At 71.2% G+C, this 13303-nt stretch carries 13 protein-coding genes; 10 read left to right on the top strand and 3 right to left on the bottom strand.

What is annotated here, in order from left to right; translation table 11 throughout:
- Positions 1-35: 35 nt before the first annotated feature.
- Positions 36-1073: a permease gene (locus ACFVTX_RS16300; protein WP_386901941.1), complete on the bottom strand. Its 1038-nt coding sequence runs from the start codon at positions 1071-1073 to the stop codon at positions 36-38.
- Positions 1074-1340: 267 nt separating this feature from the next.
- Between ACFVTX_RS16300 and ACFVTX_RS16295 the strand changes: the two genes are divergently transcribed.
- From ACFVTX_RS16295 to holA, 10 genes are all read left to right on the top strand, one after another.
- On the top strand, positions 1341-2063 hold the full coding sequence (locus ACFVTX_RS16295) for a response regulator transcription factor (RefSeq protein WP_386901939.1): 723 nt from the start codon (positions 1341-1343) through the stop codon (positions 2061-2063).
- A gap of 47 nt (positions 2064-2110) precedes the next feature.
- Positions 2111-3547, top strand: coding sequence for a sensor histidine kinase (locus ACFVTX_RS16290; RefSeq protein ID WP_386901937.1), 1437 nt, complete (start codon positions 2111-2113; stop codon positions 3545-3547).
- A 34-nt stretch (positions 3548-3581) separates the two neighbouring features.
- Entirely contained in the window at positions 3582-4808 is a 1227-nt protein-coding gene (locus ACFVTX_RS16285) for an efflux RND transporter periplasmic adaptor subunit (RefSeq protein ID WP_386901935.1), read from the top strand.
- A complete protein-coding gene (locus tag ACFVTX_RS16280) occupies positions 4805-5503 on the top strand; it encodes an ABC transporter ATP-binding protein (protein WP_386901933.1) in 699 nt (232 codons plus the stop codon). The genes ACFVTX_RS16285 and ACFVTX_RS16280 overlap by 4 nt, the downstream gene beginning before the upstream one ends.
- Positions 5500-6690, top strand: coding sequence for an ABC transporter permease (locus ACFVTX_RS16275; RefSeq protein ID WP_386901931.1), 1191 nt, complete (start codon positions 5500-5502; stop codon positions 6688-6690). Before ACFVTX_RS16280 ends, ACFVTX_RS16275 begins: the two co-directional genes overlap by 4 nt.
- Before the next feature lie 115 nt (positions 6691-6805).
- Positions 6806-7105 (top strand): hypothetical protein, encoded by a 300-nt coding sequence (locus ACFVTX_RS16270; protein WP_386901929.1) that lies wholly within the window; start codon positions 6806-6808, stop codon positions 7103-7105.
- A 138-nt stretch (positions 7106-7243) separates the two neighbouring features.
- Positions 7244-7942, top strand: coding sequence for a helix-hairpin-helix domain-containing protein (locus ACFVTX_RS16265; protein WP_386901927.1), 699 nt, complete (start codon positions 7244-7246; stop codon positions 7940-7942).
- Positions 7943-10411, top strand: coding sequence for a ComEC/Rec2 family competence protein (locus tag ACFVTX_RS16260; RefSeq protein WP_386901925.1), 2469 nt, complete (start codon positions 7943-7945; stop codon positions 10409-10411).
- A gap of 10 nt (positions 10412-10421) precedes the next feature.
- The gene (locus ACFVTX_RS16255) at positions 10422-10868 is read left to right on the top strand and encodes a DUF6389 family protein (RefSeq protein WP_386901923.1); all 447 of its coding nucleotides are present in this window, start codon (positions 10422-10424) and stop codon (positions 10866-10868) included.
- Positions 10869-10962: 94 nt separating this feature from the next.
- Positions 10963-11988, top strand: a complete 1026-nt coding sequence (gene holA, locus ACFVTX_RS16250) for a DNA polymerase III subunit delta (RefSeq protein WP_386901921.1) — start codon at positions 10963-10965, stop codon at positions 11986-11988.
- 114 nt (positions 11989-12102) lie between these two features.
- Here the strand turns inward: holA and rpsT are convergent, their stop codons facing one another.
- Both rpsT and ACFVTX_RS16240 read right to left on the bottom strand, forming a co-directional pair.
- A complete protein-coding gene (gene rpsT, locus ACFVTX_RS16245; protein WP_386901919.1) occupies positions 12103-12363 on the bottom strand; it encodes a 30S ribosomal protein S20 in 261 nt (86 codons plus the stop codon).
- A 121-nt stretch (positions 12364-12484) separates the two neighbouring features.
- On the bottom strand, positions 12485-13303 hold the full coding sequence (locus ACFVTX_RS16240) for an alpha/beta fold hydrolase (RefSeq protein ID WP_386901917.1): 819 nt from the start codon (positions 13301-13303) through the stop codon (positions 12485-12487).

Genomic DNA, 13303 nt, shown 5'->3' with positions numbered 1-13303 from the left:
GCGTGAGTGCGACGCCCCTCCAGTGTTCGACGGGCCTAGGCAACGAGGTTCACCGCCAGCCCGAGGGCGGCGCTCGCGAGGGCGGCGATCGCGGTGAGCCGAAGGAGGGTGCGCGACGTGAAGGTCGTCCGCATGAGCGCGAGCATCTTGATGTCGACCATCGGGCCGAAGACGAGGAACGCCGCGATCGCGCCCGGCATGAACGTGGACCCGAACGAGAGCACGAAGAACGCGTCGACGTTCGAGCAGATCGCGATCACAAACGCGAGCAGCATGAGCGCGAAGACGCTCAGCACCGGGTTCTGGCCCAGCGTGATGAGTAACTCGCGTGACAACGCCACCTGGATCAGCCCGGCGACGGCCGAGCCGATGAACAGTGCAGGCAGCATCGCCGACGTCTCGTCGGCGAACATCCGTGCAGCTTGGCGCCGTCGGGTCGACCGACCGGCGCCCTCATGCTCGCAAGCCGCCCGGAATGCGGGGGAGAGCAATGACATGGGGTTCGGATGCCGACTGAACACCCACCCGACGAGGTTGGCGATGACGAAGCCGCCCAAGATGCGCGACACGAGGATTCCGTCGTCCCACCCGAAGGCCTGGTATGTCGTGATGATCGTGATCGGGTTGAGGATCGGGGCGGCGAGCAGGAAGGTCATCGACTCGCTGGCGGTCAGCCCCCGCTGGATGAGCCCGCGCGCGAGCGGCACGTTGCCGCATTCGCACACCGGCAGCAACACACCGAGGAGCGAGATCGCGGCGCGGCGCGCGAACGGGCTGCGTGGCAGCCTGCGCATCAGGCAGTCCGCCGGCAGCCACAGCTGCACGGCGACCGAGAGCAAGATGCCGAGGAACACGAACGGCAAGCTCTCGATCACGACGCTGATCGAGAGCGTCAGGAAGTCCTGCACGCCGTCGGAGAGCGAGCCGCCCAGCTCCGGAGGGGCGAGCGTACGCAGCGCGACGAGAGCAAGAAGCCCTCCGGCACCGACGACGAGGAGCGGCGAGGACGGCCGACGGTCGGGCTCGGACTGTGGCACGTGGAGACCCGTGTGCGGTGCGTCGGGGGAGGGCATCGTCGATCATGCTACGCGAGAGTGGGAATCATTCTCAATATGGAGAGTGAGCTCACCCGTGCTTCCCGCGAAGCACGTGAATCCGGGACGGGAGACGGGAGACTGGATCGGTGTGAGGCTGTCGATGGGTCATTGTGCGGACGTCAACCAGAAGCCGTCGCGGCCGTAGAGTGAGTTCGTGACCGACTCGAACGAGGGCATCCACGAGCGAGGCCGGCGACGGTCTCGACGACCGATCCGCCGATGTGAAGCAGTGGGTACCCCGTCGTGAGCGAGGCCGCGCCGGTTGGAGAGGCACGGGTCCTCGTCGTCGACGATGAGCCGGGCATCCGCGACCTGCTCGCGACCGTGCTTGCCGGGCAGGGATGGGAGGTCCGCACCGCCGGCACCGGACGGGCCGCCGTCGACGAGGCGCTCGCGTTCCGGCCGGAGCTCGTGGTGCTCGACATCGTGCTGCCGGACTTCGACGGTCTGCGGGTGCTCGAACGCATCCGAGCTGCGGTGCCGACCGTGCGGGTGCTGTTCCTGACGGCCAATGACGCCGTCGAGGACCGAATCGCGGGAATCACGGCCGGCGGCGATGACTACGTGACGAAGCCGTTCAGTGTGGACGAGGTCGTCGCCCGCCTGCACGGCCTGCTCCGACGGGTCGGCTGGGAGGTGATCGCCGAGGAGGAAGTGCTCCGGGTCGGCGCCCTCGAACTGATCCCCGACCGCCACCTGGTCCGGCGCGACGGCGACGAGATCCACCTCACCGCCCGGGAGTTCGACCTGCTCCGCTATCTCATGCGCAACGCCGATCGCGTGCTGTCGAAGGAGCAGATCCTGGAGCGCGTCTGGGAGTACGACTTCGGGCGGGAGTCGAACCTCGTCGAGCTCTACATCTCGTACCTCCGGCGGAAGATCGACGCCGGTCGACCGCCGATGATCCACACCATCCGCCGTGTCGGCTATGTGCTGCGCGCGCCCGCACCCGAGTCGAGCGGCTGAGCACGATGACTGCGCGCCGACCTGGCCGCCCGCTTCGCGTCCGCCTGGTGGCCGTGATCGCGGGGCTCCTCCTCATCGCCACGACGATCGTGGTCTCCGTGTCGACGGTCATCCTTTCGGCGAACCTCAACCGCCAGCTCGACGACAGCGTCGCGCTCGCGCTGAACAGCGGCTTCACGTCCATCGAAGCCGACGTGGACGATGCCGCGGCATTCGCCGACTTCAGCGTCGACAACATCTACCCCGCGTCCGCGGGGAGCTTCCAGGCGATCGTCGTCGGAGACGAGGTGACGTCGTCGGCCTTGCTCGACCAGGACTACGACTACCGTTCGCTGAGCGGCCCGGAGCAACAGCGACTGCTCGATTCGCTGCAACCGGACGCCGGCTACTTCGTGGTCGAGTTCGGCGCCGACCGCTACCGTTCGCTGGCCGCCTACTACGCCTACGACGACGACGGCAACGGCGTCGGGGGCATCTTCGTCACGGGGATTCAGGAGAACCCGATCGACTCGACGATCGCGGTGTTCCTCGTGTCGGCGATCGCAACGGCGCTGCTCGTCACGATTGGTGCGGCGCTGCTCGCCTACCGCATCGTCCGGCGCGCGATGCTCCCGCTGGACCGGGTCGTGGAGGTCTCCGACCAGGTGGCCGGGATGCCATTGTCGGAGGGAGCGATCGTGCTCGATCGGCGAGTGCCCGGCGTCGACCTCGACGAGGGGACGGAGGCCGGTCGCGTCGGCCTCGCGCTCAACCGCCTGCTGGACAACGTGGAGACCTCGCTCGACGCCCGCCACCGCGCCGAGGAAGCGATGCGTCGCTTCGTCGCCGAAGCCAGCCACGAACTGCGCAATCCGCTGGCCTCCATTCGTGGATACGCCGAGCACTTCGCCGCGTCCGACGGAGTCCCCGACGATGCCCGAACGGGTTTCGTGCGCGTCGCGGCGGAATCGGCGCGACTCGGGGCACTCGCCGACGAGCTCCTCACACTCGCCAAGCTCGACGCCGGCCGGGTCCTCCACCGCGACACCGTCGACCTCTCGCTCCTGGTGCTCGAGACCGTCGCCGATGCGCGCATGGCCGCCCCCGAGCACGAGTGGCGGATCGCCCTTCCTGACCGTCCGGTCTTGGCGATCGCGGACGAGGCCGCGCTCCGCCAGGTCCTCGTCAACCTCTGCGCCAATGCCGCGGGGCACACTCCGGCGGGCACGACCGTCACCGTCTCCGCGAGGGATGACGGCGGGTTCGCGGTGCTCGAAGTCGCCGACACCGGCCCCGGCATCCCGCCGTCCACGCTGCCGGTGATCTTCGACCGCTTCAGTCAGGGCGAGACGACGGCGGCCATCCGGTCGCGCAAGACGGGATCGGCCGGGCTCGGGCTCGCGATCGTCGCGGCGATCGCGAAGGCATCCGACGGGCGCATCGACGTGACAAGTATTCCCGGTGAGACGGTATTCCGGTTCACGGTTCCCGCCGAGGATGCTTAACTGAGCCTTAGGTTCATCTCGTACGGTCTCGCGCATGAGCAAGAAGACCTGGATGATCATCAGCGCCGTCGTCGTCGCGGTCGCGATTGCCGGTGGTGCGGTGTTCGCGTTCGCGAACCCGTTCGCAGCGCAGCCCACGCCGCCGGCCGCCACCGCGACCGTCGAGAAAGGCACCGTCTCCGCCGCGGTCAGCGGCAAGGGCGCGATCGGCGCGGCGACCACGTCGAACGCGTCGTTCGCGAAGGGCGGCACGATCACCGCGATCTCCGTCACCGTCGGTCAGACCGTCGCGGCCGGGCAGGAGCTCGCCACCGTCGACCCCGCTGACGCCGACCGCGAACTCGAGAAGGTGCGGGGCGGGCTCAGGGCGGCCGAGACCGCGCTCGCGAACACGCGCGAGGCCTTGCAGACGGCGAAGAATGCGCTCGGCAACTCCCGTGCGCTCCTCGCGGCTGCACCGGGCGACGCGCCCGATTACGCGAGTCTCGTCGCGGCGGTGCGCGAGCAGGAGGGTGCGCTGCCGTCGCGCGACACCGACGTCGTCAACGCGGTGAAGGCGCGCGACGATGCCGCGCGCGAGGTCGAGGCGGCGCAGGCCGCGCGCGACCAGACGGTGTTGAAGGCGCCGATGGCCGGCGTGGTGACTGCGATCAACGGCACGGTCGGTTCCATCGCTTCCGGTGGCGGAACCTCCAGCGACAGCGGCTCCAGCTCGAGCAGCTCCGGATCGGGCAGCAGCACACCGAGCGGCCTGATCACCATCTCCGATGTCAGTTCGCTGCGAGTGGTCGCGTCGATCCCCGAAGCCGACATCGCCAGGGTCGCGCTGGAGCAGACCGCCGTGGTCACGCTCGCCGGGAGGGACGGCGTATCGATCAATGGACTCGTCACGTCGGTGGAGCCGACGCCGCAGACGAGTACCGAAGGCGTCGTCAGCTACGCGGTCAGGATTCAGCTCGTCGATCCGCCGGCGTCCGTCAAGCTCGGCCAGACCGGCTTCGTCAGCATCACGACGGCCGCCGCGAGCGATGTGCTGATGCTGCCGACCGCGGCCGTCACGCTCACCGCGCCGGGCGAGGGGACCGTGCAGCTGGTGAGGAAGAAGGGCGCGCCGGCCAAGGTCGTCCCGGTCAAGACGGGGCTGTCCGGCGGGGGATTCACCGAGATCACCGAGGGGTTGGACGTCGGCGACATCGTCGAACTGACCGTCACGCCGAGCGGCGGAGCGGGCGAGGCCGAGTCGGAGGAGGTCCTCGGATGACCACCGCCATCGAACTCTGTGACGTCCGCCGTAGCTACGGCAGCGGGGCGGGCGTCGTGCACGCCCTCGACGGCGTGGACCTGGTCGTGCCCGACGGCGAGTTCCTCGCCATCGTTGGGCGATCGGGGGCGGGCAAGTCGAGCCTGCTCAACATCCTCGGATGCCTCGACCGGCCGAGCTCCGGCTCGCTGGCGATCGCGGGGCACCTCGTCTCCGCGCTTCCGGAGCGAGAGGTCGCGCGCATCCGGAACACCGAGATCGGCTTCGTCTTCCAGTCGTTCAACCTCATCCCGGCGCTCACCGCCGTCGGCAACGTCGAACTGCCGATGGCCTACGCGGGCGTCGGACGGGCCGAGCGTCGCGAGCGCGCGCTCGATGCGCTCGCGCGGGTGGGACTGGAAGGACGGGAACACCACCGGCCGAATCAGCTCTCGGGCGGTCAGCAGCAGCGAGTCGCCGTCGCCCGATCGATCGTCAACCGCCCCGCGTTCATCCTCGCGGATGAACCGACCGGGAACCTCGACTCACGAGCGACGGAAGACGTACTCGCGATCTTCGACGAGCTGCACCGCGACGGTGCCACCGTCGTCATCATCACCCACGAAGACGATGTCGCGGCGCGTGCAGAGCGCGTCATTGAAATGCGCGACGGCCGCATCGAACGCAGCTACTTCAACGAATCGGCGGCAGCATGAATATCATCGAGCTCCTGACCGTCTCCGCGCGAGGCGTTCTCGGTAACCTGACACGCTCGATCCTCACGGTGCTCATGGTGGTCATCGGCGTCGGGTCGGTGATCACGCTCGTCGCGGTCGGCAACGGGACCACGAAACAAGTGAACGACCAGATCGCCTCGCTCGGTGCCAGTGCCGTCGACGTGTATCCGGCATTCGACGAGCAGAGTGGGCTCGCAGCCCCATTGACGCAGGCGGATGCCGACGCGCTCTCGACGAGTCCGCTCGCACCGGACATCGACCTCGTCGCTCCGCAGTCGATGGGCTACCCGAACATCGTCGCGGGTGCCAAGTCCACTTCGGCGACGGTCACGGGCACGACGCCGGACTACTTCACGATCAAGAACTCGAAGGTCGTCGAGGGCCGCACCTTCACAGCGTCGGACGTCTTCGGTGATGCCGCCGTCGCCGTCATCGACGTGCCCCTGCGTGACGCCCTCTTCACGGACGGCTCGTCCGCCGTGGGGCAGACGGTGCTCGTCGCGGGCAGCCCGATGCAGGTCATCGGCGTGCTCGCGCCCACTGCCGTGGACAAGAAGTTCGGGAAAGGCTCCGGTGGGATGTTGCTCGCACCGATCGATCGGGTGCGCGCGACCGTCAGCGGATTCGGTTCCCTCTCGGGGATCACGTTCAGCGCGACCTCGCCCGCAGCGGTCGAGGCGGCGAAGCACCAGGCCACATCGATCCTCGTGGCCCGTGGCGTCGGCGAACCGAGCTATTACTCCTCGGATCAGCTTCGCGAGACCCTGGGCGGAGCGCAGGAGAGTCTGAACGGCATGCTGTCGAGCGTGGCGGCCATCAGCCTCCTCGTGGGCGGCATCGGCGTGACGAACGTCATGCTGCTGACCGTGCGGGAGCGGACGCGTGAGATCGGGATCCGCAAGGCGCTCGGGGCGCAGCCCGGCTCGATCGCGGGGCAGTTCGTGATGGAGGCGACGGTGCTCAGCGTGCTCGGCGGGGCATTCGGCGTGCTGCTCGCGCTGGTCGTGACGATGTTTCCGATCAACGGCGTCCGACCGATCGTCGACGGCTTCACCGTGCTCCTGGCGGCCGGGATCTCCGTCGCGGTCGGCGTCTTCTTCGGGACGTACCCGGCGCTGCGGGCGGCTCGGATGAACCCGGTCGAAGCGCTGCGAGTCGGCACGTGAGGGCTGGGATCGGAACGGGGTCGACCGCGGGTTCTCGGAGTGAAGAGGCGGGGGTGACGGGGTGACGACGGCACGGGCAGGAAGGCGGCTCATGCGCGCGGGAGGCGCAGTGACGATGCTCGGCATCGTCGGCATGGTGATCGGTGCAGCCTTGCTCGCGTTCTCGTCGGCCTTCGGTCTCGATCATCAGCGCGAGCCGGCGCTCCTGGTCGCGGCCGTCGGTGCGTCGGCGGCCATCGCGGGGGTGAGTCTCGTCTGCATCGCGTTGGTGCTGAGGTCGCGTCGGACCACCCTCCGACCGGCATCGCGGGGCGAGCGGCGCCACGTGCCGGCCGTGCACCGCGCGACGGTTGTGCGTCCGGTCGAGCGGGACCGTCCGGCGCTCACCGGCGAACAGCCGATGATCGCGAGCTGAGCCGGGTCCTCCGCGAGCGGAACGGGAGCAGCTCGCGACATCGGCCGACCCGTCCTCGACAGGCGCGGCGGGCGGCGATTCGACCGCGGATCCCGCTGTGCGGTGATCGGGCGAACCAGCCGCCCATAGATTGCGGGCATGTCGCGCTCAGATCCGCCCGATCCACTCGCTGCGCTCGACCCCTCGGCGCGGCGCGCGTCGGCGCGGGTACGGCTCGGGGTCGGGGCGGCGGTCGCGTTGTTCATCGCCGCGGTCGCGGTGGCGGCGCTGCTGTCGTTCACCGCGTCGGGCGGGGGAGCGCAGTCGTCGGTGTCGTTCGGTGCGGGCGGCTCGGGTTCGTCGTCGGGCGGCGCGGATGCTTCGGGCGGCGGTGGAACGGTCGCCGTCGCGTCGCCCGTGGTGCTCGTGCACGTGCTCGGAGCGGTCGTCGAGCCCGGGCTCGTCGAGCTCGACGAGGGGTCTCGGGTCGTCGACGCGATCGCCGCGGCGGGCGGGCTCACCGCCGACGCCGACCCGGCCGGGGTGAACCTCGCCCGTGCGGTCGCCGACGGCGAGCAGCTCGTCGTGCCGATCGTCGGGGCAGTACCTCCGGCGGGTCCGGTTGCGGGCGGTGCGGCGGCCGGCGCGGGCGGTGCTCCTGCCGACGGCAAGGTGCACCTGAACACCGCCGACGTCGCCGAGCTCGACACGCTGCCCCGCATCGGCCCGGCGCTGGCGCAGCGCATCATCGACTGGCGCGAGGCGAACGGCCCATTCACGAGCACCGAGCAGCTCCTCGACGTAGCCGGCATCGGCGACGCGGTCTACTCGGGGCTCGCCGACCTCGTGGCGCCCTGAATGGGCACGGCGAGGCTCGCCGTGCCTGCGGTCGTCGCATGGGCGGCGGCGTGGGCGGTCGTCGCGGCGCCCGATGCGGGTGTTCCGGTTGCGCCCGTGGTGATCGGGTTGTGGGTGGCGGCCGCGGCAGCACTCGCCGTCGCGATCGTGGAGCGGCAGCGATCGCGTGCGCGTGGGGCCGCGGCTCGTAGCGCCGGAGCGGCGCCGGGGCGGCTACGACGCGTCGTACGGGGGAGCGCGGCCGGCGTCGCGCTCGCACTGACCGCGGCGGCGCTGGTCGCGAGCTCTGCGGCGATCGCGCTCGAGGGCCGCGCCGCATCGCCGCTGGCGGAGCACGCCGAGCAGCGCACGACGGTCGGGGTCATGGTCGAGCTCACCGCCGCGCCTCGCGTGATGGTCTCGCGGCAGCCCGACTGGGCGCTCGGCACCGCGGCAGATGCTCCCGAGCAGAACGCCCCTGCGACCGAATCCATGCGCATCGAGGGTCGACTGATCGCCGTCGACGGCACTTCGGTCGCACCGATCCCGGTGAGCGCCGTCGTCGAGGCCGACCCCCGCCTGCTGCAGCTCGGCGCCCGGCTCGCCTTCGACGCGCGAGCCTCACCTGAGGAGTCCGCGGAGTCGGCCGCGTATCGTCTTCGCGCGCAATCGGCGCCAGAGGTCGCGTCGCCACCGGCCTGGCTCGCGTGGAGCGGCGGCCTCCGCACCGGGTTCGCCGACGCCGCCGCGCGGCTCGACGGCGACGGCGGCGCGCTCGTGCCGGGGCTCGCGATCGGCGACACGAGCGCCGTCTCCGTCGAGCTGGATGCCGCGATGAAGGCCAGCTCGCTCAGCCACCTCACGGCGGTGTCTGGCGCGAACTGCGCCATCATCACGGCTGCGGCGTTCGCCCTCGCTGCGGCGATGGGGCTGCGCCGTGGCATCCGCGTCGTGTTCGCCCTCGTCGCCCTCGCCGGATTCGTCGCGCTGGTGACGCCCGAGTCGAGCGTCGTGCGCGCCGCGGTGATGGCCGTCGTCGTGCTCGTCGCGATCGCGGCAGGCCGGCCCGGCGGCGGGCTCGCCGCACTCGCCCTCGCGGTGGTCGTACTGCTCGTCGTCGATCCCTGGTATGCGCGCGACTACGGCTTCGCACTGTCCGTGTGCGCGACCGCCGGGCTGCTGCTGCTCGCGGCGCCGCTCTCACGGGCGCTCGCGCGGGTGATGCCGGTGCCCCTCGCGGTCATGCTCGGCGTGCCGCTCGCAGCGCAGCTCGCCTGCCAGCCGGTGCTCGTGCTGCTCGATCCGGCGATCGCCTCGTACGGGGTGCCAGCGAACCTCCTCGCCGCACCGGCGGCCCCGGTCGGCACGGTCGCCGGGCTCGTCGGCTGCCTGCTGCTGCCCGTACTGCCCTCGATCGGCTTCGCCGCCCTGCAGCTCGCGTGGCTGCCTGCGCAGTGGATCGCGGTCGTCGCGCACACGACGTCGGCGCTGCCGGGCGGTCGGGTTCCCTGGCTGCCGGATGCCCCGGGCGCGCTGCTGCTCGCCGCGTGCACCGCGCTCGTGCTTCGTCTCGTGCTCGGCCCGCCGCTCGCGCCACGCGTGCGAGCGGCCGTGGTCGCGCTGCTCGTGGCGGCGGTCGCCGTGCAGCTCGGGGTCGTCGCCGGCGGGCAATGGATCACCCGTGCCACGCGCCCCGGCGACTGGGAGGTCGCGGCGTGCGACGTCGGGCAGGGCGACGCGGTGCTGCTGCGGTCGGGGGACGAGGTCGCACTCATCGACGTCGGGCCCGACCCCGCGGCGATGTCGCGCTGCCTCGACCTGCTCGGCGTCGACCGCATCGACCTGCTCGTGCTCACCCACTGGGACGCCGACCACGTCGCGGGCGTCGACGCCGTCGTCGGGCGAGTCGACACCGTGCTGCACGGTCCGATCGACGGCGCACGCTCGTCGCGGGCGCTCGACCCGCTCGTCGAGGGCGGTGCCGACACCGTGCCGGTCACGGCCGGCGCGCACGGCTTGCTCGGGTCGACGCGCTGGCGGGTGCTCTGGCCAGTGCCCGACGTCGACCCGGGCAACGACGCGAGCGTCGTGCTCGAGGTCGTGTCGCCGAGCTACCACGGGGTCTTCCTCGGCGACCTCGGCGAAGACGCGCAACGCCGCATGATGACCGACTCCCGCATCGGATGGGTCGACCTCGTGAAAGTCGCCCACCACGGCTCGGCCGACCAGCGCGACGCGCTTTACGAACGCCTCGACGCGCGCGTCGGGCTCATCGGCGTCGGCGCCGACAACGGCTACGGGCACCCCACCGACCGGCTGCTCGAACTCCTCGAACGCACCGGCACCACGGTGCTGCGCACCGACCGCTCGGGCACGATCGCCCTCTCGCCCGTCGACGGAGGCATGCGCGTGTGGAGCGAGCGGGGCGGCGGCGACCGCGCGAGCCCGACGCCGCCGGACGCGGAACGTGTCGGAGCGACGCGAGGCTAGGCTGACAGCCGTGGATGCCAGCGAGTACCGAATCGCCCTGCGCACCGTGCTCGACGCCTCGTCGGCGACGGTCGCCCGACAGCTCGCAACGATCGGAGGCGCGGTCAACGGAGAGACCGACCGCGTGATCATCGACGTGTTCGTCGACCAGGACGGCGAGGGGCCGTTCGATGTCCGGGCTCGGTTCGACGGTCCCGACGCGTTCGCGCTCGATCGGCGCTTCGAAGAAGAGCGGGCGCTGTTCGGCGTCCTCTGGGGCGAGGAGGGATGGGAACCCGACGTTCCGGCCCGGCCCGCCGGATGGTCGCGGGATGAGCTGGAGGAGGGCGTCGCTCACGTCGTCGCCGAGTGGCTCCACGGACTCATCCCGGCCGAGGCATCCGATCTCGAGTGGCTGCTCGCCAGTCATGACGGCGCGTTCGAGGCCATCGCGCTCGGACCATCGGCCCGCGACTGAGACCGACCGGCGAGGTGAGTGCCGAGGTGGCACGGCTCCCGCAGTCGTGCGTCGGCGGTCGACCGTAGACTTGAGGGCGACACAGGAGGCACGAGTGGCAGCACGCGCAGCGGGCGGTACAGCACGCGCGAAGGTCGCGATCCCGCAGTTGGCGTGGCACGCCGTGCGACCGGCACCCGTCGTCCTCGTCTCGGGCGCCGAAGACGTGCTCGCCGAGCGGGCGATCGGCATGCTGCGCGACTTCCTGCGCGCTGAAGACTCGGCGCTCGAGGTCAGCGACCTCGAGGCCGACGCCTACCGTCGGGGCGAACTGCTGACGCTCGCGAGCCCGTCGCTCTTCGGTGAGCCGCGACTCATCCGGGTGAGCGGGGTCGAGAAGTCGAGTGACGACTTCCTGCTCGACGCGCTCGAGTACCTCGAGCAGCCCGCCGACGCCACCACCCTCGTGCTGCGGCACCGGAGCGGCGTGCGCGGCAAGAAGCTGCTCGACGCGATCCGCGCCGGTGGCGGCGAGGCGATCGAGATCGTCTGCGCCGAGCTCAAGAAGGACGCCGAGAAGCAAGACTTCGTCGTCGCCGAGTTCCGAGCTGCCGGCCGCAAGATCGCACCCGCGGCGCTGCGCGCGCTCGTCGGCGCGTTCAGCGACGACCTGCGCGAACTCGCGGCCGCCTGTCGGCAGCTGCTCGCCGACACCCCCGGCGATGTGACCGAGGCGGTCGTCGCGAAGTACTACGGCGGCCGTGTCGAGACGAACGCCTTCGCCGTCGCCGACGCGGCGATCGCCGGCCGGCACGGCGAAGCCCTCATCGCACTGCGCCACGCCCTCGACAGCGGGGCCGACCCCGTGCCGATGGTCGCGGCATTCGCGATGAAGCTCCGCACCATGGCGAAGGTCTCGGGCTCGCGTGGCAGCGGCGGGCAGCTCGCCGCCTCGCTCGGCATGGCGCCCTGGCAGGTCGACCGTGCGCGCCGCGACCTCGCCGGTTGGACGGACGCCGGCCTCGGCGTCGCGATCGAGACCCTCGCGCAGACCGACGCGGCCGTCAAGGGCGCCGAGCGCGACCCCGTCTTCGCGCTCGAGCGGCTCGTCGGCGTCATCGCCGCCCGCGGCCGCCGCTGAGTCGCCCCCGCACGGCTGAGTCGCCCCCGCAAGGGTGGGCCCGTGGCATCCGCCCGGGTACGACGAAGGCCCCGCCGGAGCGGGGCCTTCAGACGTGCTGCAGTGCGTCGCGACTCAGAGCGCGGCAGCCTGCTTCGCGATCGCCGACTTACGGTTCGCGGCCTGGTTCTTGTGGATGACGCCCTTCGACACAGCCTTGTCGAGCTTGCGCGTGGCGACGCGCACGGCGGCGACGGCCTTGTCCTTGTCGCCGGAGGCGATGGCCTCGCGAGCGGCGCGGACGACGGTCTTGACCTCGCTCTTCACGGCCTTGTTGCGCTCTTCGGCCTTGCGGTTCGTCTTGATGCGCTTGATCTGCGACTTGATGTTTGCCACGTGTGGTTCGTCTTTCGTTCTCGTGTGGGTACAGGATGTGCCGTCACGAGGTAGAGGGGCTCGTGCCCGGCGATCGTGCGGGGTGGGACCCACACGGCAAGCCAACAGACAACGATACCAGCTACGCGCGGGCGGCACCAATGCGCCGCGGTTCGGCCGTGGCCCGGCGTCGAGCCGCCGCCCGCCGGTCGAGCTCGGCGACGGCTCCGAGCACGATCGCCGTGAAGTCGTCGGGGCGCGTGAGGCTCACGAGGTGGGTCGCACCCGGCACGATGACCAGTCGGGCGTCCGACGCCGCCTGCAGAAGCGTGCGCTCCTGCAGGCGGAAGTGGTCGAGCCGCCCGTTCACGAACCAGATCGGCACCTGCACGCGGGCGAGGGCGCCGCGCGGGTCGAGTTCGCCGACGGCGGTGAGCGCGGGATCCATCACGTCGAGGGCGACGCCGCCCGCGATGATGTCGGCCGCCGACTCGCGCCCGAGGAATGTCTCGGCGATGGTGTCGTTGAGCCACCGCCCGCGGTCGGGGAGCCGCGCGATCGCGGCGGCGATCGTCCGGTAGGCGTCGAGCGCCGGGCCGCGGGGGAGCGTGCCGCAGGAGGCGGCGACGAGCCCGTCGAGCCGGTCGGGATGCCGCGCCGCGAACTCGATCGCGAGGTAGCCGCCGAGGCTGAGCCCCACGAGCAGCCGCGGCGTCGCCGTGTGCTCCGTCGGAGCATCCGTGGGGTTCAGCGCCTCGTCGATGATCGTCATCGCCTCGTCGACCGAGAACGCGCCGCCGATGCGTGCCCCGTGCCCGGGGAGATCGACGGCGACGACGTCGAGACCGTGCGCGCCGAGCGCGGCGAGCTGCCGCCGCCACATCGTCGCCGAGGTGCGGATGCCGTGCACGAGCACGATCCGCGCGCGAGGTGCCGCGCGGGATCCCGTCGGTCGGTTCAC

It is taken from the genome of Agromyces sp. NPDC058136 (genome assembly GCF_042884375.1).
In the GTDB taxonomy this organism is placed as follows: domain Bacteria; phylum Actinomycetota; class Actinomycetes; order Actinomycetales; family Microbacteriaceae; genus Agromyces.
The sequence above is the reverse complement of the archived record's forward strand: the minus strand, read 5'-3'. Positions and strand labels throughout refer to the sequence as shown.

What these genes read in the sequence shown, in the direction of transcription:
- ACFVTX_RS16265 (WP_386901927.1), top strand. Translation starts at nt 7,244, where the DNA reads ATGTCGCGCTCAGATCCGCCCGATCCACTCGCTGCGCTCGACCCCTCG.
- ACFVTX_RS16300 (WP_386901941.1), bottom strand. Translation starts at nt 1,073, where the DNA reads ATGCCCTCCCCCGACGCACCGCACACGGGTCTCCACGTGCCACAGTCC.
- ACFVTX_RS16270 (WP_386901929.1), top strand. Translation starts at nt 6,806, where the DNA reads ATGCTCGGCATCGTCGGCATGGTGATCGGTGCAGCCTTGCTCGCGTTC.
- ACFVTX_RS16275 (WP_386901931.1), top strand. Translation starts at nt 5,500, where the DNA reads ATGAATATCATCGAGCTCCTGACCGTCTCCGCGCGAGGCGTTCTCGGT.
- ACFVTX_RS16285 (WP_386901935.1), top strand. Translation starts at nt 3,582, where the DNA reads ATGAGCAAGAAGACCTGGATGATCATCAGCGCCGTCGTCGTCGCGGTC.
- ACFVTX_RS16260 (WP_386901925.1), top strand. Translation starts at nt 7,943, where the DNA reads ATGGGCACGGCGAGGCTCGCCGTGCCTGCGGTCGTCGCATGGGCGGCG.
- ACFVTX_RS16280 (WP_386901933.1), top strand. Translation starts at nt 4,805, where the DNA reads ATGACCACCGCCATCGAACTCTGTGACGTCCGCCGTAGCTACGGCAGC.